Source organism: Vibrio sp. Hep-1b-8 (assembly GCF_006124995.1).
Lineage (GTDB): Bacteria > Pseudomonadota > Gammaproteobacteria > Enterobacterales > Vibrionaceae > Vibrio.
Genome location: NZ_QEWN01000025.1, coordinates 1 through 19338 on the forward strand (window position 1 = coordinate 1; position 19338 = coordinate 19338).

General features: G+C 45.5%; 14 protein-coding genes, 3 tRNA genes and 1 pseudogene. 9 read left to right on the top strand and 9 right to left on the bottom strand.

Features of this window, described 5'->3' with window-relative positions; translation table 11 throughout:
* Window positions 1-119 precede the first annotated feature (119 nt).
* The 3 genes from DA100_RS06495 to DA100_RS06505 all read right to left on the bottom strand — a co-directional run bounded on the left by DA100_RS06495 (window position 120) and on the right by DA100_RS06505 (window position 501).
* Window positions 120-195, bottom strand: a tRNA-Gly gene (locus tag DA100_RS06495).
* 112 nt (window positions 196-307) lie between these two features.
* Window positions 308-384 (bottom strand) — tRNA-Met (locus tag DA100_RS06500).
* Window positions 385-425: 41 nt separating this feature from the next.
* Window positions 426-501 (bottom strand) — tRNA-Gly (locus tag DA100_RS06505).
* Window positions 502-821: 320 nt separating this feature from the next.
* Here DA100_RS06505 and DA100_RS06510 point away from each other — a divergent pair.
* Window positions 822-1532, top strand: coding sequence for a hypothetical protein (locus tag DA100_RS06510; protein ID WP_138971443.1), 711 nt, complete (start codon window positions 822-824; stop codon window positions 1530-1532).
* Between the two features lie 53 nt (window positions 1533-1585).
* Here DA100_RS06510 and orn read toward each other — a convergent pair whose 3' ends face one another.
* Complete coding sequence (gene orn, locus DA100_RS06515) at window positions 1586-2131, bottom strand: oligoribonuclease (RefSeq protein ID WP_138971444.1); 546 nt, start codon at window positions 2129-2131, stop codon at window positions 1586-1588.
* 127 nt (window positions 2132-2258) lie between these two features.
* Between orn and rsgA the strand changes: the two genes are divergently transcribed.
* From rsgA to DA100_RS06550, 7 genes and pseudogenes are all read left to right on the top strand, one after another.
* Window positions 2259-3314 (top strand): small ribosomal subunit biogenesis GTPase RsgA, encoded by a 1056-nt coding sequence (rsgA, locus tag DA100_RS06520; protein ID WP_138971445.1) that lies wholly within the window; start codon window positions 2259-2261, stop codon window positions 3312-3314.
* A 111-nt stretch (window positions 3315-3425) separates the two neighbouring features.
* Window positions 3426-4289 (top strand): archaetidylserine decarboxylase, encoded by an 864-nt coding sequence (gene asd, locus DA100_RS06525; protein WP_138971446.1) that lies wholly within the window; start codon window positions 3426-3428, stop codon window positions 4287-4289.
* A 181-nt stretch (window positions 4290-4470) separates the two neighbouring features.
* Window positions 4471-5886, top strand: a complete 1416-nt coding sequence (locus DA100_RS06530; RefSeq protein WP_138971447.1) for an SLC13 family permease — start codon at window positions 4471-4473, stop codon at window positions 5884-5886.
* 194 nt (window positions 5887-6080) lie between these two features.
* A pseudogene (locus tag DA100_RS06535) lies at window positions 6081-6275 on the top strand (methyl-accepting chemotaxis protein); the annotation flags it as partial.
* 73 nt (window positions 6276-6348) lie between these two features.
* Window positions 6349-7236 (top strand): DMT family transporter, encoded by an 888-nt coding sequence (locus DA100_RS06540; RefSeq protein ID WP_138971448.1) that lies wholly within the window; start codon window positions 6349-6351, stop codon window positions 7234-7236.
* 239 nt (window positions 7237-7475) lie between these two features.
* Window positions 7476-9008: a 2,3-bisphosphoglycerate-independent phosphoglycerate mutase gene (gene gpmM, locus DA100_RS06545; protein WP_138971449.1), complete on the top strand. Its 1533-nt coding sequence runs from the start codon at window positions 7476-7478 to the stop codon at window positions 9006-9008.
* 158 nt (window positions 9009-9166) lie between these two features.
* Window positions 9167-10303, top strand: coding sequence for a murein hydrolase activator EnvC (locus DA100_RS06550; protein WP_138971450.1), 1137 nt, complete (start codon window positions 9167-9169; stop codon window positions 10301-10303).
* Window positions 10304-10360: 57 nt separating this feature from the next.
* Here DA100_RS06550 and DA100_RS06555 read toward each other — a convergent pair whose 3' ends face one another.
* From DA100_RS06555 to nudC, 4 genes are all read right to left on the bottom strand, one after another.
* Window positions 10361-11326 (bottom strand): DHH family phosphoesterase, encoded by a 966-nt coding sequence (locus tag DA100_RS06555; protein WP_138971451.1) that lies wholly within the window; start codon window positions 11324-11326, stop codon window positions 10361-10363.
* 93 nt (window positions 11327-11419) lie between these two features.
* Entirely contained in the window at window positions 11420-12055 is a 636-nt protein-coding gene (locus DA100_RS06560) for a TetR/AcrR family transcriptional regulator (protein WP_138971452.1), read from the bottom strand.
* Window positions 12056-12160: 105 nt separating this feature from the next.
* Window positions 12161-13228, bottom strand: a complete 1068-nt coding sequence (gene hemE, locus DA100_RS06565) for a uroporphyrinogen decarboxylase (protein WP_138971453.1) — start codon at window positions 13226-13228, stop codon at window positions 12161-12163.
* 269 nt (window positions 13229-13497) lie between these two features.
* A complete protein-coding gene (gene nudC / locus DA100_RS06570; RefSeq protein ID WP_138971454.1) occupies window positions 13498-14274 on the bottom strand; it encodes an NAD(+) diphosphatase in 777 nt (258 codons plus the stop codon).
* A gap of 178 nt (window positions 14275-14452) precedes the next feature.
* Here nudC and rsd point away from each other — a divergent pair, with 178 nt between their 5' ends.
* Window positions 14453-14947: a sigma D regulator gene (rsd, locus tag DA100_RS06575; RefSeq protein WP_138971455.1), complete on the top strand. Its 495-nt coding sequence runs from the start codon at window positions 14453-14455 to the stop codon at window positions 14945-14947.
* Window positions 14948-15075: 128 nt separating this feature from the next.
* Here the strand turns inward: rsd and rpoC are convergent, their stop codons facing one another.
* Complete coding sequence (gene rpoC / locus DA100_RS06580; protein ID WP_138971456.1) at window positions 15076-19278, bottom strand: DNA-directed RNA polymerase subunit beta'; 4203 nt, start codon at window positions 19276-19278, stop codon at window positions 15076-15078.
* Window positions 19279-19338 lie beyond the last annotated feature (60 nt).

Consider the following 19338-nt stretch of genomic DNA (forward strand, 5'->3'; position numbering starts at 1 on the left):
ACACACGAGGTTCCCTATTCATAAACAGAAAGGCGTGACCTCAACCTTGACAAGGCTGCGCTCGATTAACTGAGCGAGTGTCGCATTCTTCACCGTTGAGTACGATGACAACTATAAATTGGAGCGACACACGAGGTTCGAACTCGTGACCTCAACCTTGGCAAGGTTGCGCTCTACCAACTGAGCTAGTGTCGCATATTCTCAAAAAGAGAATTGGTTGCGGGGGCCGGATTTAAACCAGAGACCTTCGCAAGGTTTTATGAATGGCTGAGCCCGACGAGCTAGCGAATCACAACACCTATAAATTTGGTTGCGGGGGCCGGATTTGAACCGACGACCTTCGGGTTATGAGCCCGACGAGCTACCAAGCTGCTCCACCCCGCGTCCGTATTCACCATTCAAAGCATGATGAGCGCTTGTAAATTTGGAGCGACACACGAGGTTCGAACTCGTGACCTCAACCTTGGCAAGGTTGCGCTCTACCAACTGAGCTAGTGTCGCATCAACAACGTTTCCGCTGTTCAGGGCTGCGAATTATAAGTGCATTTTTTTGTGATGCAAGTCCTTCATGCAAAAATAATCTATTTTTTTTTCGTTTGGATAAAAAGCGCACACCAATAGACAAACAAGCTTGATATTTATACAGAACCTAGGCTTCGCATGATGAAGTTTAAGTCTGAACAAGAGTTTAAAATGCGATGTTGTACAGCCTTTTACGCCATGTAGGTCGCAGGCCCATCACATTTTATATATAACTAGTGTCTATAAATCCCCCAAACGAATCATGCATTTAAGCGTTGTCGTAGTAGGTTCTCTTATCCATGTCATACCTCAAGCACTATTGGAAAGCCCTGATAACCCTGATTCTGGTCGCCTTCATTGTAGGATGTGGCTCGATCCCGAAACCTGTACGCAACTTGGGTAAAAGTGATGTGGATTTTGTTATGGACGTTCACGCTCGACAATTGAAAGAACAAATGGTCGAGCTAACCCGAAAACTGTATGTGCGAAATCCAATCCAGCTAAAGAAAAATCCTCAAGCAACAATAGACAGCCGTATCGCACAAATTTTTGGTGTTGAAGATAGTATCGACCTCCCTCCTCTCATTTTTGATGAACTTAACGGTGTCACCGGGATTGACGCGATTTTGCTGAGTTTTGATGATAACTATCAAGGTGACAGGGTGTTTGCCGCCGTCGTCGGTTTGTCCGAGATGCTCAGACGTTCATACAACCACCAGCAAGAATTCTTTATTCTCGACTCTCTAGACGAACAATCTCTCTACAACAGCGCTCGCAATATCGAAGTGTTTGTTTGGCGTCTCTACCATCGCAAAGACAGCGAAGGTAACCCTCTCATCTACAGCAATTCCTTCGATGAAGATAGATCCGACATAAGCTTTGATCGCCTATTTTCCAAGATGATTATGATTCAAGACATGATGGCTTTGATTGTCGCCGACAAGACGAATCGAAGCATTACTAAGGTTGTACAAGGCGTCGCTCAGTTCGCTTTCTTGCCAGTCCCTTAATCGGACTTAGCTCAGATAAAAATAGAGCCAGCAATTATGCTGGCTCTATTTTGTTAGATTGAAATAATGGTATTGCGGTAGTATTGCAGCTCTGCAATCGACTCTCGGATGTCATCCAAGGCTAAATGACTGCCTTTTTTCGAAAATCCGTCCAGCACTTCAGGCTTCCAACGGCGAGTCAACTCTTTCAACGTACTAACATCAATGTATCGGTAGTGGAAGTACTCTTCTAACTCAGGCATGTGTTTGTAGAGGAAACGGCGATCTTGCCCAACACTGTTACCGCATATTGGTGATTTGCCTTTTGGTACCCATTTTTCTAGAAATTCTATTGTTTGACGAACGGCTTCTTGCTCATCAATCTTACTATTGCGAATACGCTCGACTAAACCACTACCGGTATGGGTTGTGGTACACCATTCATCCATTTTTAGCAGTTCTTCTTCAGACTGATGAATGGCAAGTACGGGTCCTTCAGCTAAAATATTCAATTCACTATCGGTGACAATGGTAGCAATTTCGATGACTTTATGAGTTTCAGGGTCTAGTCCTGTCATCTCTAAATCTATCCAAATCAAATTCTGATCGCTAAAGGACATAAATCGTTGCCTATTGGTTTTCTGATAAAAAAGGTACTATACCCAAATTCCGATACCCAAGATAGTTTGAGATGTTCTCCTTCTTGCTGGTATCACTCAATAAATTAATCAATTGAAGTAGAGAAACGTGGCTAAAAAGAAAAAGCTAACCAAAGGTCAGGTAAGGCGCGTGCGTCATAACCAGAAGCGCAAACTCGATCAAGAAGAGTCAATCCAGTGGGATGAATCTATGCTTGGTAACAGTAAGTCTGGCCTGGTTATCACTCGTTTTGGGCAACACGCAGATATCGAAGATCTTGAAACCGGTGACATTCAGCGTTGTAACTTGCGTCGTGGCATTGAAACCTTAGTGTCTGGCGATAAGGTCATTTGGCGTCCGGGGCTCGAGTCAATGGAAGGGATCAGTGGTGTTGTCGAAGCCGTAGAGCCTCGAACCTCTGTACTAACACGCCCAGACTACTATGACGGCCTTAAACCTGTGGCTGCCAACGTTGATCAAATGGTGATCGTTTCTTCTGTATTGCCCGAGTTATCGCTCAATATCATTGATCGCTACCTAGTTGCTTCTGAAACGCTGAACATTGCGCCGCTGCTGGTTCTGAACAAAATTGATTTACTAGAAGAACAACAGCTCGCTGAATACAAAACATGGTTAGCCGAATACGAGAAAATTGGCTACAAGGTACTCTTTGTGAGTAAACAGACAGGTGAAGGCATCAAGGAGCTAGAAACCGAGCTTACCGACCGAATTAACATTTTCGTTGGACAGTCTGGTGTTGGTAAATCCAGCCTGGTTAACGCATTGATGCCTCAGTTCAATGTGGAAGAAGGTGAAATTTCTGAAAACTCGGGCTTAGGTCAACATACAACGACAGCTTCTCGCCTTTACCACATTCCCACAGGCGGTGATTTGATTGACTCACCTGGGGTGCGTGAATTTGGTCTTTGGCATTTGGAAGCAGACGAAATCACTAAAGCCTTCGTCGAGTTCAGACCTTTCCTAGGCGGTTGCAAATTCCGTGACTGCAAGCACAATGACGATCCTGGTTGTGCATTGCGCCAAGCTGTCGAAGAGGGTGAAATCAACCAAACTCGCTTCGACAACTATCATCGAATCTTGGAGAGCATGGTGGAGATGAAAGCCAATCGCCAATATTCTCGAAACAAAAAAGCCGATTTATAATCGCAAATTTGTAAGCAAACTATCGCAACTACTGACTTTTGGGTGCAATTTGAGTAACATCTCGCGCCCAGAATATAGTCAATCAAGCAAATAACATTGGAATTGAACACAATGGATAAGATTAAAGTTGGACTGCAATATTGGATTCCACAACATGGCCTAACGCGCTTAGTGGGCAAGCTAGCTTCTGCAAAGGCTGGCGGTCTAACAACAGCGATCATTCGCTGGTTTATCAAACAGTACAACGTCAACATGGACGAGGCGCTTCACTCTGATCCTAAGCATTTTAAGACGTTCAATGAATTCTTTGTCCGTGAACTCAAAGAGGGTGCACGACCTATCACTGAAGGTGAGTCAATCATTACTCATCCAGCTGACGCGTGCGTGAGCCAGTTTGGTCCAATTACAGATGGAAAACTAATCCAAGCAAAAGGTCACGACTTTTCTGCTCAAGAACTGCTCGGCGGCGACGCAGCTCTAGCTGCAGAGTTTGCAGAAGGTGAGTTTGCCACTCTTTACTTGTCACCACGAGATTATCACCGTGTACATATGCCATGCGATGGTACATTGCGTCAGATGATCTACGTACCTGGCGACCTGTTCTCTGTAAACCCACTGACAGCAGAAAACGTGCCTAACCTGTTTGCTCGCAATGAGCGCGTTGTGTGTATTTTTGATACCGAATTTGGCCCTATGGCACAGGTACTTGTTGGCGCAACCATCGTAGGCAGTATTGAGCAAGTCTGGGCAGGTACGGTAACACCACCTCGCGGTAACACGGTATACAAGTGGGATTACCCAGCTGAAGGTGATAAATCCGTTATTCTCAAGAAAGGCGAAGAGATGGGCCGCTTTAAACTTGGCTCAACTGTTATCAACTTGTTTGCAAAAGATGCCATCGTGTTTGATGAATCAATGCAGAATGGTCAAGCAACCGTAATGGGAACTGCATACGCTCATACTAAACAAGCGTAAAATGAGTACCAAACCGGTAGCTGTTATCAGCCCCGAAAGTTCGGGGCTTTTTATTGACGCAAAACAAATCCCACTCAACAAATTCAATTGTTTAACAAAACTCTAGACTAGCTCTAAGACCTGACATTGTTTGTAAATTAATCTATAGCCTCATCAAGTTATCTGTGAGGTCACCTTCTCTATGCCCAAGGTAGAATCAGGAATCGTCATCAAACTCTTAGTCAGTTTCGGTCTGCCCATTGCTGTATTGTTTATGCCTATCGATTGGATTCCAATTGATGACTTAACATTGATTCAGCATCGCTTACTGGCCATTTTTCTTCTTGCTGCGCTACTGTGGGTATTAGAGCCCGTTCCAGTTTTTGCTACATCGATACTCATTATTGCGCTTGAACTGGTTATGATTTCGGACAAAGGACTCCATTTGTTCCGAACGCCACCTAGTGGGCATGATCTTGGTGAATTAATGAATTACACCGATATCTTCAGCGCGTTCTCTTCACCGATCATCATTCTTTTCATGGGCGGTTTTGCTCTTGCTATTGCCGCCTCAAAGTATGAACTTGATAACAACCTTGCGCGCGTTTTACTTAAGCCATTCGGCCACCAGCCTAAATTCATCATGCTAGGTCTAATGCTCATTACCGCCATTTTCTCTATGTTTATGTCTAACACGGCTACCACGGTGATGATGCTTGCACTACTTGGTCCGATTGTCGCTTCTGCACCAAAAGGAGATTTGGGCATCAAGGCTCTGGTACTGTGCATCCCTATCGCAGCCAATACAGGCGGTATCGCAACACCAATTGGTACACCACCAAACGCGATTGCACTTCAATATCTGACAGGCGAAAACAGTATCGACTTCCTTAGCTGGATGATGATGGGCTTACCGTTTGTCATTGTTCAACTGACTATTGCTTGGTTCTTGCTGCAAAAACTATTCCCTTCCTCTCAGCAAACCATGAAACTCAAACTTGATGGTCAGTTCCAGAAGAATTGGAGAGCCATTGTGGTCTACGCTACATTCGCGACGACCATCCTGCTGTGGATGACTACTAAGATTCATGGCATGAACACCTATGTCGTCTCCATCATCCCTCTAGCCGTGTTTACCTTAACGGGCATTATGGGTAAAGCCGAACTAAAATTGATCAACTGGGATGTACTCTGGCTGGTTGCCGGGGGGATAGCGATTGGTATTGGTCTTGATAAAACAGGGCTTGCGTCAGCTCTGGCACACGCTGTTGATTATGAGTCGTTGTCTCCGATTGCCGTTGTTCTGACCATGTCACTCATCTGTTGGCTGATGGCAAACTTTATGTCTAACACCGCAACGGCAAACTTATTGATGCCCATTGCTGCGGCTATCGGTGCCTCTATGGAAAGTATTGCTTCTGTTGGTGGCTTACAGGCTCTACTCGTTGTCGTCGCGTTTTCAGCCTCACTGGGCATGATTCTACCAGTCTCTACACCACCAAACTCTTTGGCTTATTCAACCGGATTAATTGAAAGTAAGGATATGGCGAAAACAGGTCTCATCATCGGTGTGATTGGGTTGTCGATTGTCTATGCTGGTGCTCTGCTTCTGACTTAAGACAGAGAGTTGGGTTTGGTTGTTCTTCTCAACGAAACCCAACCCATTAAACCTTACAAATAAAATGGTTAATTAGTAAATTCAATACATGGATCACCTCAATTAACCAATTTCAGATATAAAATCAGTCGGATATAAAAGTACCCCCTTCTCACTGTCAAAGTGAGAATATATGGCGGTCATTGCTATCTAGAGACATGCCTCTACAAATTGCTAGTGCTGCCGAAGAACAACGTGCGGTGAGTGAAGACATTAGTCGCAACACTCAAGGTATCAAAGACGCATCTGACGTTCTGGCAGAACAAGCGATTCAGAGTAGTGCGAGTGCGAACAACATGCGCCACTCGACTGAAACCATGCGAGCAGAAGTGGGACGCTTTAAGGTTTAACGCTTTGTTTTAAGTCTATTTTGATGCATATTGTCAGCCTGTATTACTCCCACATCACAAGGACATGGAGTCGATGGGTTATGAATGGCTGGCACTGGCAGCTGCGTTTTTATGGGCAGTTGCCAGCATACTCTCTGTGGTTCCGGCTCAGCACTTAGGCACGTTTGCTTATAGCCGTTGGCGTATGGGATGTACCTCCGCTATCCTCGCGTCGATTGCGCTGTTGACAGGCGGCTGGGCTAGCGTGGAAAGCAGCACCATATCTGCGATGATGCTATCTGGTGTGATTGGTATTTTCATCGGTGATACGGCGCTATTTGCGTGCTTGAATCGTATGGGCCCACGGCAAGCTGGCTTGCTGTTTTCGTGTCACGCTGTCTTTTCTGCCATTCTCGGTTACTTCTTGTTTAGCGAGACCATGACTCATCTAGAGCTATTAGGTTCTGGACTGGTATTCTCAGGCGTATTAACGGCAATCTTCTTTGGTAGAAAAGTTCAGTCCAATAACCAATTAGAGTCCATAAATGGCAAAATCTGGGTTGGCGTTTGCTTAGGATTATTGGCAGCCCTGTGCCAAGCACTGGGAGGCATCATCGCCAAACCTGTGATGCAAACGGAAATCGACCCCATCGCGGCATCGGCAATGAGAATGATGACTGCGTTTGCCGCACACTGCTTGTTCTATCTAACAGGAGCGAAACTCGCTCGTGCTACTCGCCCAATCAATATCAAAATTTTCTCTATTACAGCCCTTAACGGCTTCCTCGCGATGGCGGTTGGGATGACACTTATCCTTTACGCACTTCAGCAAGGGAATGTCGGTATGGTTGCTCTGCTCTCTTCGACGACACCCATCATGTTGTTGCCTATACTTTGGATTTATTCAGGTAAACGCCCTAATCGCTTCGCATGGATTGGGGCAATTGTCGCGGTTGCTGGTACTGGGATACTGGTCAGCTAGTAGCGATTATAACAATAGGTATTTCCGACTTTCTTTTTTCATTAGACAGGTGAAAATGGAGCAATTGAAGCAAATCACTCGAACGGTGTAGTTTGAATACATTTTGAGTCGCGTGAAAGATAGCAACATTATTTAGCAAACAATATTTGATCTTAACCTACAGTTTTGGTTAAAAAGTGTAGTAAAATTACGCTAATTTTGTTTCCAAAGTTACTTTGAAATTTGACGAGGTCATCACTATGACAGCTAAGAAGCCAATGGCTCTAGTTATTCTTGACGGTTACGGACACCGTGAGGAAACTGCAAGCAATGCGATCGCTAACGCTAACACTCCTGTATTAGACGGTCTGTTTGCTAACAATCCAAATACTCTAATCTCTGCTTCTGGCATGGATGTAGGCCTACCTGACGGTCAAATGGGTAACTCAGAAGTAGGTCATACCAACATCGGTGCTGGCCGAGTGGTATACCAAGACCTTACTCGCATCACCAAATCAATCACTGACGGTGAGTTCACCCAGACAGCCGCTCTAGTAGAAGCGATCGATTCTGCGGTAAAAGCAGATAAAGCCGTTCACATTATGGGTCTAATGTCTCCAGGTGGCGTACACTCTCACGAAGATCACATCTACGCAGCCGTTGAAATGGCAGCTGCACGTGGCGCAGAAAAGATTTACCTACACTGCTTCCTTGATGGCCGTGATACGCCACCACGCAGTGCAGAAGGCTCTCTACAACGCTTCCAAGACCTATTCGCTAAACTAGGCAAAGGTCGTGTTGCTTCTCTAGTTGGCCGTTACTACGCAATGGACCGTGACAACAACTGGGATCGCGTTCAAGTAGCTTACGACCTACTCACTCAAGCTAAAGCAGACTTCACTTACGATTCAGCAATTGCTGGTCTTGAAGCCGCTTATGCTCGTGAAGAAAACGATGAATTTGTGAAAGCAACTGCAATCAAAACTGACGGCCAAGAAGATGCGGTAATGCAAGATGGCGATACCGTTATCTTCATGAACTACCGTGCTGACCGCGCTCGTCAAATCACGCGTACTTTCGTACCTGATTTTGCTGGCTTTGAGCGTGCATCATTCCCTGCGATCAACTTCGTAATGCTAACGCAATACGCTGCTGACATTCCTCTAGCTATTGCCTTCCCACCTGCTTCTCTTGAGAACACGTACGGCGAATGGTTATCTAAGCAAGGTAAGACTCAGCTACGTATTTCAGAAACAGAAAAATACGCGCACGTTACTTTCTTCTTCAATGGCGGTGTTGAATCTGAATTTGAAGGCGAAGAACGCCAACTTGTTGCTTCGCCAAAAGTCGCTACATACGACCTACAACCAGAAATGAGTTCAGAAGAGCTAACAGAGAAAATGGTTGCAGCAATCAAATCTGGCAAGTACGACGCTATTATCTGTAACTACCCTAACCCAGACATGGTTGGTCACACTGGCGTTTACGAAGCGGCTGAGAAAGCCATTGAAGCCGTTGATGCTTGCGTAGGTAAAGTCGTTGCAGCTATCGAAGAAGTCGGTGGTCAAATGCTGATCACAGCTGACCACGGCAACGCAGAAATGATGGTAGACCCAGAAACTGGCGGTACGCACACTGCGCACACTAACCTTCCAGTTCCTCTAATCTATGTGGGTGACAAAGCGGTTGAGTTCAAAGAAGGCGGTAAACTGTCTGACCTAGCTCCAACAATGCTAGCACTGACTGGTCTAGAAATTCCTGCAGAAATGTCAGGCGAAGTATTGGTTAAATAATTTAACTGAATACCTTGATATCAAGCCCGAGCATCAGCTCGGGCTTTTATTTTTCTGATATACCCTTATCACCAGCAAGTTTTAACATTCCTCTTTCGTCTAACGAATTTGTTTGGGTATACTGATTGCCTGTCAAATAGTTAGGATTGATTTGAACAATGGCTGCCACTTACCTCCGGACAATTTCAGCCGGTAAACGACTCGTGACTCTCGGGTTAATTCTTTCTGCCTGTTCATTATCTCCTAGCTACGCTGCTACCAATGCAGAGCTAAAGGGCGTCAGTGGTGAAATCTCGCGCCAAAAAAATGCGCTCACTTCACAACAGAAAAAACTCGACTCCCTACAGCAATCGCTTAAATCGCAAGAAACAACGATTAATCGACTCGAAAACGAGATCAAACAATCCAAAGCAGCTCTGCAAAGCACCAACCAAAATATCGCGACGTTAGAAAGTAAGGTCGATAATTTGGAACGAGACAAGAAAGTCCAGAGTGATAAGTTAGCTGAGCTTATTCAGACCTACTACGTCACTCAACGTGCTAAGTCGTCAGCGAACATTCTGAATCAAGGTGTTGAAGAAGACCGAATTAGCCAATACTTTCAACACCTAGCCAAACAACGTGCAAGTACAATTGCTGAGTTAGAAGCAACCGTGACCGAGCTTGAACAAAGCCGTCAACAACTTAATTTGGAAAAACAACAAATTACAACCTTGCTGAACCAGCAAACCAAACAGCGAGATGAGCTAACCAAAGCCCAAAGTCAGCGTAAGGGAACGGTATCTCAGATTCAGAAAAGCATCTCCAATGACAAAGTTTACCTCTCTGAATTGCAACGCAATGAGACAAGATTAAAAGCTGAAATTGCAAAAGCCGCCAAGAGAAATGCCGTGCCAATGGATGGCTTAGCCAGACAAAAAGGCAAGCTTCCATGGCCACTCAGAGGTAAGACTCTACACAACTACGGCACGACACAAACAGGCCAGATTAAGTGGAAAGGTATGGTGATAAACGCCGATTATGGTCAGTCAGTCAAAGCTGTTTACTCAGGTACGGTCGTATTCGCTGACTATCTACGTGGCTACGGTCTAGTTGTGCTACTCGATCACGGCAAGGGCGATATGACTTTGTATGGATTTAATCAAAGCCTACTGAAAAAAGAGGGAGACAAAGTCGCTGCGGGTGAGAGTATCGCACTTGCAGGAGATACAGGAGGTCAGTCTCGTCCATCCCTCTACTTTGAAATTCGCCGCAACAGTAAAACTCAAGATCCGAAAAGCTGGTTGACGCGATAATCAGCTGAGCAGATACAATTAAGGCGTCTTTTCCTCTCGAAAAGACGCCTTATTTTTTTAAGCTTCGATACGATAGTGCTTTTCTACCGCATCAATGAAAGCGGTTAGCTGCTCTTTCGGCAGGGCGTTAATGCCAGCGGCCGCAGCTCTACCTCCACCAGATGGGAACTGCGCACAGATATCTCCAGCACCTTGCTTATTGTTCAACGGCGCACGCAATGAAACAGTATAAGTGCCATCACTGTTTTCGGTTAATACCGCATGAGCAGAGTCTGGTGACTGATTCGCTAGTAGATTGCCATAGACACCACTTATACGACGTGATGATGCTGCATTTGGCAACTCAAATAGCCCTAATGTGGCGCTTTGATATTGAGGCTCTATCGCCAATGCTTTATCCATATCTTGCTGATAGGCAGATTGAAGTACGTGGAAAGGCGAATCTTGATCAGCAATAACAGCAAAAGGATCATCGTAAGCCAAAAGCTCTTGAAACAGTACCGCTGGGTCAAAATGAAGGTCATCAAGCTTTGAACCATAGCCGTTGTAGTTGATCAAGGTACCGAGCTCTTTTAGCTGTGCTTGCTGCTCAACGCTTAGCCCTGCTTTAGTCGCTAACTGATCCGCTTTGGCAATCAAGTTATCACCATAAGCAGCAGTAATCGCCCAGGTTTGATAACGCCCTGCTAGCAACTCATCAACAATCAAGGCGGTACAGGTATTCGCATCCAAATCGATATGAGCCGTTAAGTTCTCATGCTGGGGAATATCGCCAGATTTATGGTGATCGGCGTAAAAAACCTTCGCTCCTGCACTCAATATGGTTTCAAGGCCTACTTTGTTCTTCTCCATAGAGATATCAAGCGCCGTGATTGAATCATCTTGAGTTACGGAAAGCTTCTCGAGTAGCTGAATATCACGCTTTACCCCAGTCACCAGCTGAGCATCTTTAGGTTCGGCTAGGCGAAGCTGTAAAAGTGCGATGATGCCATCGGCATCACCATTGAAAACGTCAAAATGCATAAACAACAAAACCCATTAAAATATCTCTCGATACTCTAATGGGTTCTACGTGTTTTAACAATTTCAGTTAGTTATAACTAGGATCCACACCTGTTAGGCATGAATAGCTTTAACACCATCTTCCAACAATTGTAATTGTTCTAGACCTTGTGCCGTCGCTTTGGGTTTGACTACCGAGATCATCTGCAGCATTCCCTGATGGATCACTTGTTCAGTAATCTGAGTTTTAGGAGACATTGCCGCTTGATACCCCAGCCAGCTTGACGCAATCAAGTGCAGAGTTGTCACTAATGACTTCATCTCACTATCAGCGACCGTCACTAGCTCTAACCCAACAAAAGCACGCATGATATTGATAAGATTGGCCTGCAACTTATCCTGTACTTGGATGTACTCCTCATGCAATTGCTCATCTCGCTGCAAGATCTCTGGCAAGTTAGCGTAGAAAAAACGATATTTCCACATCAGAGTAAAGATCGAGTCTAAATAGTGTTTAAGTAATACCAAGCTCTCTTGCTGACCCTGAATCGGCGTAAAACGTTCCAGCAACTCATTGGAGTACAAAGTAAAAATCTCGCGCACAATTTCCTGTTTATTGCGGAAATGGTAATACAGATTACCCGGACTAATATCAATATGCGCCGCTATGTGGTTAGTGGTGATATTCCTTTCACCATGCTCATTAAATAGGTCCAGTGCAGCAAGCACTATCTTGTCACGAGTTTTCATTAGTTGTTTCAATCCCTTTCCATTTCCAAAGGCAGTATAGCGACTAGTGTAACCTATAACAAAAAAGCGCCTGGTCATATCAGGCGCTTTCATTCAATTACTCAATTATTTGTGGTACGGCTTAGATAACTCATGCACCGCTTCAACAAATACACCCGCATTTTCTGGCGGCACATCTAGGTGAATACCGTGGCCTAAGTTAAATACGTGACCAGTACCCGCATCACCGAATCCTTCAAGGATAGTGGCAACTTCTTCACGGATACGCTCTGGAGATGCGTACAGCATTGAAGGATCCATATTGCCTTGCAGTGCTACCTTGTCGCCTACGCGCTTAACAGCGTCTGCAATGTTAATCGTCCAGTCTAGGCCAACCGCATCACAACCTGTAGCGGCAATCTGTTCTAACCACATACCACCGTTTTTGGTAAACAGAGTAACAGGAACACGGCGACCTTCGTTTTCACGGATTAGGCCATCAACGATTTTGTGCATGTACTGAAGCGAGAAGAGGTTGTAATCACGAGGAGTTAGAACACCACCCCAAGTATCAAATACCATGACAGATTGAGCACCCGCTTTAATCTGTGCATTTAGGTACTCGATGACACTGTCTGCAAGCTTATCAAGCAACAGGTGTAACGTTTGTGGTTCAGCATACATCATCTTTTTGATCTTAGTGAATGCTTTAGAGCTGCCACCTTCAACCATGTAAGTCGCTAAAGTCCATGGGCTACCAGAGAAACCAATTAACGGAACATCACCATTAAGATCTTTACGGATCTGGCGCACTGCGTTCATGACGTATTGCAGTTCACCTTCTGGATCTGGCAGACCAATTTTCTCTACGTCAGCTTTACATGTAATTGGATTATCAAACACTGGGCCTTCACCCGCTGCGAAGCGCAGGCCTAATCCCATAGCATCAGGGATAGTGAGAATGTCTGAAAACAAAATGGCGGCATCTAGAGGAAAACGGCGTAGTGGCTGTAATGTTACTTCCGATGCAAGCTCTGCATTCTTACACAAAGACATAAAGTCACCCGCTTCTGCGCGAGTCGCTTTGTATTCAGGAAGGTAGCGACCGGCCTGACGCATCATCCATACAGGAGTGTAGTCTACAGGCTGCTTTAGTAACGCACGAAGGTAGCGGTCATTTTTTAGTTCTGTCATTCCGTTTATCCGATTATTAGGCTCAACTTTGTGGCGGCTATTCTAACACTGTTTGGCTCTCAAAAGCTGTGTGCTTTGCAACCTAGATCAAGTTATTAACTTTTAAATCAGTGCTTAATTTGCACCCACTCATTATCAGTGTTAAAAATTTGTTTGCTAGCGAAAACTACAATTATAAACTGGACACATCGTGTTCAGCATCTCATAACGACATCTTACTTACCCCCTCCTTCTGGAGGGTTTTTTTTATTTAAAATTCAAAAACATAATTACTTAGCCAATGTGATTGTATGCTCAATTAAGGCCCTCGCAATGGTTCCTGCTGGAGCAACGGGTGGTAAATGTTCAACATCAAACCATTGCGCATCACTCAACTCGCTATAATCCGGCTTCAGCTCACCCGAATGATAATCGGCCAAAAAACCCATCATCAGACTTGAGGGGAAAGCCCAAGGCTGGCTGGAAAAATAACGAATATTGGTCACATTAATACCCGTCTCCTCCTTCACTTCACGAGCAACACACTGTTCCAACGTTTCACCAACCTCTACAAACCCTGCAATCACGGTGTACATTCCGTTACGATGCCTCGGATGCTGAGCCAGTAACAATTCGTGATCTCGTCTTACCGCGACAATAATACAAGGGAAGATACGTGGATAATGCAACGTCCGGCAATCACCACACTGCATGGCTAGCTGATTGTGATTTAAGTGATTCCGTCCCCCGCACTGTGGACAAAAGCGCAATGTCTGCGACATATGGCCATATTGAATTGCCTTGCTCATCAAAAGAAACAGGGCTTGTGGAAAGTGCAAGCAATCACGTAACGAGGTCAGGTCCAGTTCGGTATTAATGTCAGCCTCATTGAGCCAAAAAACCGGTGTATTCTCGTAGTGCCCAAGTGGAGTTGCCTGCTCGAAAGGTAGACCTAAATCATCAGCAAGACCTTTAGGAAGTTGACCATCTAACAGCCAAATGTCGCTTCCTGAAACAACACACCAATAAGCATCTTTCATACGGTTTGTATCACCTTTACGTAACATTAGCTCGCCTCTCCACTTGCAGTTCATCTATTTTACTGGCAATCTAAATTCATACCAGAGTTTGTAGTCACGCAATTTCAAGACTATAAATTTTAGTAACGACAAGAGGTTGTAACTCTGAACAAGCTTTGGGACCAAAGCGTAATGATCACCAGAGAAGTGATCCGATCATGAGGATATGGTCATGCTGAATAAATTCAAACACACACAAGAACAATGGGGTGGCTCTAGTGAAGTCATCGATCACTGGCTTGAAACCAGACAATCACTCATTGTTGAGTATTGTAAACTAGCCGCACTTCAACCCTGCTCTACTAAATCTGCACTGTCATCGCTGCCAACTCCACAAGAACTCCAAGTATTTTGCCAACATCTCGTCGACTATATCTCTGAAGGGCATTTCAAGATCTACGACATGGTAATGGACAAATGGCGAGCAACAGGATTTGAAGCAACCGACGAAATTAACCAAACTTATGGCAAGATCGTTCTGACGACAGAACCGTTGCTCAATTTCACAGACAAATATGCCGCAGTAAGTGACGAGGACACGTTGGACAGTTTTGACAGCGATATGTCTCTTATTGGGGAGATCATCGAAGTAAGGTTTGAAGTCGAAGATAAGCTTATTCAGATGATTGCCGACAGTCTGGCCGTTCCTCCCGGCGCGTAAGCGAGAAGCGGAAAAACAAGACTACCAAAGCCAACATCCTGCCGTGAAACGTTACAGAGCACCACAGGATGTCACTAAAAACAAAAAAGGCACCCGAAGGTGCCTTTTCTCATTTTTCACTCTAACGATTACTCGTCAGTAGAGAAACCAGCGTTTAGTAGTGCTGCAAGGTTATCAGTCGCTTGTTCAGCTGAAGGACCTTCTTGCTCTTCTGCACGCTTAGCTTGACGATCTTGGTGGTAAGCGAAACCCGTACCTGCAGGGATTAGACGACCTACAATTACGTTTTCTTTCAGACCACGTAGTTCATCACGCTTACCAGAAACCGCAGCTTCTGTTAGTACGCGAGTTGTCTCTTGGAACGATGCCGCAGAGATGAACGACTCAGTTGCTAGCGATGCTTTAGTGATACCTAGTAGTTCACGTTCGAAGCGTGCTGGCTCTTTGCCTTCTGCTTCTAGTGCACGGTTAGCAATCTTAACGTTAGCGTATTCTACTTGCTCACCTGCTAGGAACTCAGAGTCACCAGCGTGAGTAATAGTACACTTACGTAGCATCTGACGAACGATAGTCTCGATGTGCTTATCGTTAATCTTAACGCCTTGGAGACGGTATACTTCTTGAACTTCGTTCGCGATGTATTGAGTCACAGCGTGGATACCACGTAGACGTAGGATATCGTGTGGAGACTCTGGACCATCTGCGATCACGTCACCACGTTCAATCTTCTCGCCTTCGAATACGTTAAGCTGACGATGCTTAGGAATCATCTCTTCGTACGTCTCACCGCCATCGCGAGTGATAATTAGACGACGCTTACCTTTCGTCTCTTTACCGTAGCTCACAGTACCTGTGTGCTCAGCAAGGATCGCAGGCTCTTTCGGCTTACGTGCTTCGAATAGGTCAGCAACTCGTGGAAGACCACCAGTGATGTCTCGGTTACCACCAGACTTCTGAGGAATACGTGAAAGCGTATCACCCACACCTACTTCTGCACCGTCTTCGATGTTAACGATAGCTTTACCTGGTAGGAAGTAGTGAGCTGGCATTTCAGTACCAGGGATCATTACATCGTTACCTTGCTCATCAACAAGTTTGATTGCTGGACGCATATCTTTACCTGCTGCTGGGCGAGCTGCCGCTTCAGTTACTTCGCTTGACGATAGGCCTGTTAGGTCATCCGTTTGACGAGAAACTGTTACACCGTCGATCATGTCAACGAATTGGATGCGACCTGCCACTTCAGTGATGATTGGCATAGTGTGCGCTTCCCAATTCGCTACTGTTTCACCAGCTTGAACTGAATCGTTGTCGCCTTTAGTTAGTAGAGAACCGTAAGGCAGTTTGTGTTTCTCTTTCGTACGACCAAACTCATCAATAATAGTCAGTTCAGATGCACGAGAAGTGATAACAAGCTTACCATCTTTGTTCGTTACAAACTTAGCATTGTGTAGCTTAACCGTACCTGTTGTCTTAGCTTGGATGCTGTTCTCTGCTGCTGCAGTAGATGCCGCACCACCAATGTGGAACGTACGCATCGTAAGCTGTGTACCCGGCTCACCGATAGACTGAGCAGCGATTACGCCCACTGCTTCACCTTGGTTCACTAGGTGACCACGTGCTAGGTCACGACCGTAACACTGTGCACAACAACCGAAGTCCGCATCACAAGTAACTACAGAGCGAACTTTCATTCTGTCTACTGAGTTATCTTCCATGATTTGACACCACTTCTCATCAATTAGAGTGTTACGTGGGATCAGAACTTCTTCTGTACCTGGCTTAAGAACATCTTCAGCAACAACACGACCTAGAGCTAGCTCAGAAAGTGCAACTTTAACGTCACCACCTTCGATGTGCGGCATCATGTCAACACCTTCGTGGGTGCCACAGTCGTGCTCGTGTACTACTACGTCCTGCGCAACGTCTACTAGACGACGAGTTAGGTAACCCGAGTTCGCAGTTTTCAGTGCCGTATCCGCAAGACCCTTACGAGCACCGTGCGTTGAGATAAAGTACTGAAGTACGTTTAGACCTTCTTTAAAGTTCGCTGTGATAGGCGTTTCGATGATTGAGCCGTCTGGACGAGCCATCAGACCACGCATACCAGCTAGCTGACGAATCTGAGCTGCAGAACCACGAGCACCCGAGTCAGCCATCATGTAGATGCTGTTGAATGACTCTTGTTGCTCTTCTTCACCGTCACGGTTAACTACCGTTTCAGATGAAAGGTTTTCCATCATCGCTTTCGCTACGCGATCGTTGGTCGATGCCCAAATATCGATCACTTTGTTGTAGCGCTCACCCGCAGTTACAAGACCAGATTGGTACTGTTCTTGGATTTCGCGAACTTCTGCTTCAGCTTCTTCGATCTCAGTGTATTTAGCTGCTGGTACAACCATATCGTCGATACCAACCGATACACCAGAAAGTGCCGCGTAAGCAAAACCTGTGTACATGATTTGGTCAGCGAAGATTACCGTGTCTTTCAGACCAAGCTTACGGTACGCTTCGTTTAGTAGGTTAGAGATTTGCTTCTTACCTAGCTTTTGGTTAACGATGCTGTACGGTAGACCTTCTGGCACGATTTGCCACAACATTGCACGACCGATAGTTGTATCAACTAGCTTAGTCTCTGTTGTGCTGTGACCATCTTCGTCTTTTACAGTCTCAGTGATACGAACTTTAACGCGAGCGTGTAGCTCAGCAGTCTTAGTGCGGTATGCCTTCTCAGCTTCTGCTGGGCTAGCAAGGTACATACCTTCGCCTTTCACGTTGATCTTTTCACGAGTCATGTAGTAAAGACCCAATACAACGTCCTGAGAAGGTACGATGATCGGATCACCTGACGCTGGCGACAGAATGTTGTTTGTCGACATCATCAGAGTACGAGCTTCAAGCTGTGCTTCTAGAGTTAGAGGCACGTGAACCGCCATTTGGTCACCATCGAAGTCCGCGTTGTATGCCGCACACACTAGTGGGTGTAGCTGAATCGCTTTACCTTCGATTAGTACTGGTTCGAACGCCTGGATACCTAGACGGTGAAGTGTAGGTGCACGGTTCAATAGTACTGGGTGTTCGCGGATAACTTCGTCTAGGATATCCCAAACGATCGCTTCTTCACGCTCAACCATCTTCTTAGCAGCTTTGATTGTAGTCGCAAGACCACGAGTCTCTAGCTTGCTGTAGATGAATGGTTTGAATAGCTCTAGTGCCATCTTCTTAGGAAGACCACACTGGTGCAGACGAAGGTATGGACCTACTGTGATTACAGAACGGCCAGAGTAGTCTACACGCTTACCTAGAAGGTTCTGACGGAAACGACCTTGTTTACCCTTGATCATATCAGCAAGAGATTTCAGAGGACGCTTGTTCGAACCTGTGATCGCACGACCGCGACGACCGTTATCTAGAAGTGCATCAACAGACTCTTGCAGCATACGTTTTTCGTTACGTACGATGATGTCCGGAGCCGCTAGCTCTAGTAGACGCTTCAAACGGTTGTTACGGTTGATTACGCGACGGTATAGGTCGTTCAGATCAGATGTCGCAAAGCGACCGCCATCTAGAGGTACTAGAGGACGTAGATCTGGCGGAAGTACCGGAAGCACAGTTAGGATCATCCACTCTGGTTTGTTACCAGATTGAACAAACGCTTCAACTAGCTTCAGACGCTTAGTGATCTTCTTACGCTTAGTCTCTGAGTTAGTAGACTGAAGCTCTTCACGCATCTCTTCGATTTCAGCAGGCAGATCCATAGACGCAAGTAGGTCTTTAATCGCTTCTGCACCCATCTTAGCCGTGAACTCGTCACCCCACTCTTCTAGGCGATCTAGATACTCTTCTTCTGTAAGCATCTGAGATTTTTCTAGATCAGTCATACCTGGTTCAGTTACTACGTACATTTCGAAGTAAAGAACACGCTCGATATCACGTAGAGGGATATCCATTAGTAGACCGATACGAGACGGTAGCGATTTTAGGAACCAGATGTGAGCTACTGGAGAAGCAAGCTCGATGTGGCCCATACGGTCACGACGAACTTTAGTTTGTGTAACTTCAACGCCACACTTCTCACAGATAACGCCACGGTGTTTTAGACGCTTGTATTTGCCACAAAGACATTCGTAGTCTTTTACTGGACCAAAGATACGCGCACAAAACAGACCATCACGCTCAGGCTTGAACGTACGATAGTTGATCGTTTCAGGTTTTTTAACTTCACCAAAAGACCATGAACGGATCATGTCTGGTGAAGATAGACCGATTTTGATTGCATCAAATTCTTCGGTCTTATGCTGCGCTTTTAGAAAGTTTAATAAGTCTTTCACAATCAGCTCCTGTAAGGAGTTAAAAGGAGCTCACCCGCAAAAGTGAGCACCTTCTACCAA

What these genes read in the sequence shown, in the direction of transcription:
- rsd (WP_138971455.1), top strand. Translation starts at nt 14,453, where the DNA reads ATGGTCATGCTGAATAAATTCAAACACACACAAGAACAATGGGGTGGC.
- DA100_RS06530 (WP_138971447.1), top strand. Translation starts at nt 4,471, where the DNA reads ATGCCCAAGGTAGAATCAGGAATCGTCATCAAACTCTTAGTCAGTTTC.
- nudC (WP_138971454.1), bottom strand. Translation starts at nt 14,274, where the DNA reads ATGTTACGTAAAGGTGATACAAACCGTATGAAAGATGCTTATTGGTGT.
- DA100_RS06555 (WP_138971451.1), bottom strand. Translation starts at nt 11,326, where the DNA reads ATGCATTTTGACGTTTTCAATGGTGATGCCGATGGCATCATCGCACTT.
- asd (WP_138971446.1), top strand. Translation starts at nt 3,426, where the DNA reads ATGGATAAGATTAAAGTTGGACTGCAATATTGGATTCCACAACATGGC.
- DA100_RS06510 (WP_138971443.1), top strand. Translation starts at nt 822, where the DNA reads ATGTCATACCTCAAGCACTATTGGAAAGCCCTGATAACCCTGATTCTG.
- orn (WP_138971444.1), bottom strand. Translation starts at nt 2,131, where the DNA reads ATGTCCTTTAGCGATCAGAATTTGATTTGGATAGATTTAGAGATGACA.
- DA100_RS06540 (WP_138971448.1), top strand. Translation starts at nt 6,349, where the DNA reads ATGGGTTATGAATGGCTGGCACTGGCAGCTGCGTTTTTATGGGCAGTT.
- DA100_RS06550 (WP_138971450.1), top strand. Translation starts at nt 9,167, where the DNA reads ATGGCTGCCACTTACCTCCGGACAATTTCAGCCGGTAAACGACTCGTG.
- gpmM (WP_138971449.1), top strand. Translation starts at nt 7,476, where the DNA reads ATGACAGCTAAGAAGCCAATGGCTCTAGTTATTCTTGACGGTTACGGA.
- hemE (WP_138971453.1), bottom strand. Translation starts at nt 13,228, where the DNA reads ATGACAGAACTAAAAAATGACCGCTACCTTCGTGCGTTACTAAAGCAG.
- DA100_RS06560 (WP_138971452.1), bottom strand. Translation starts at nt 12,055, where the DNA reads ATGAAAACTCGTGACAAGATAGTGCTTGCTGCACTGGACCTATTTAAT.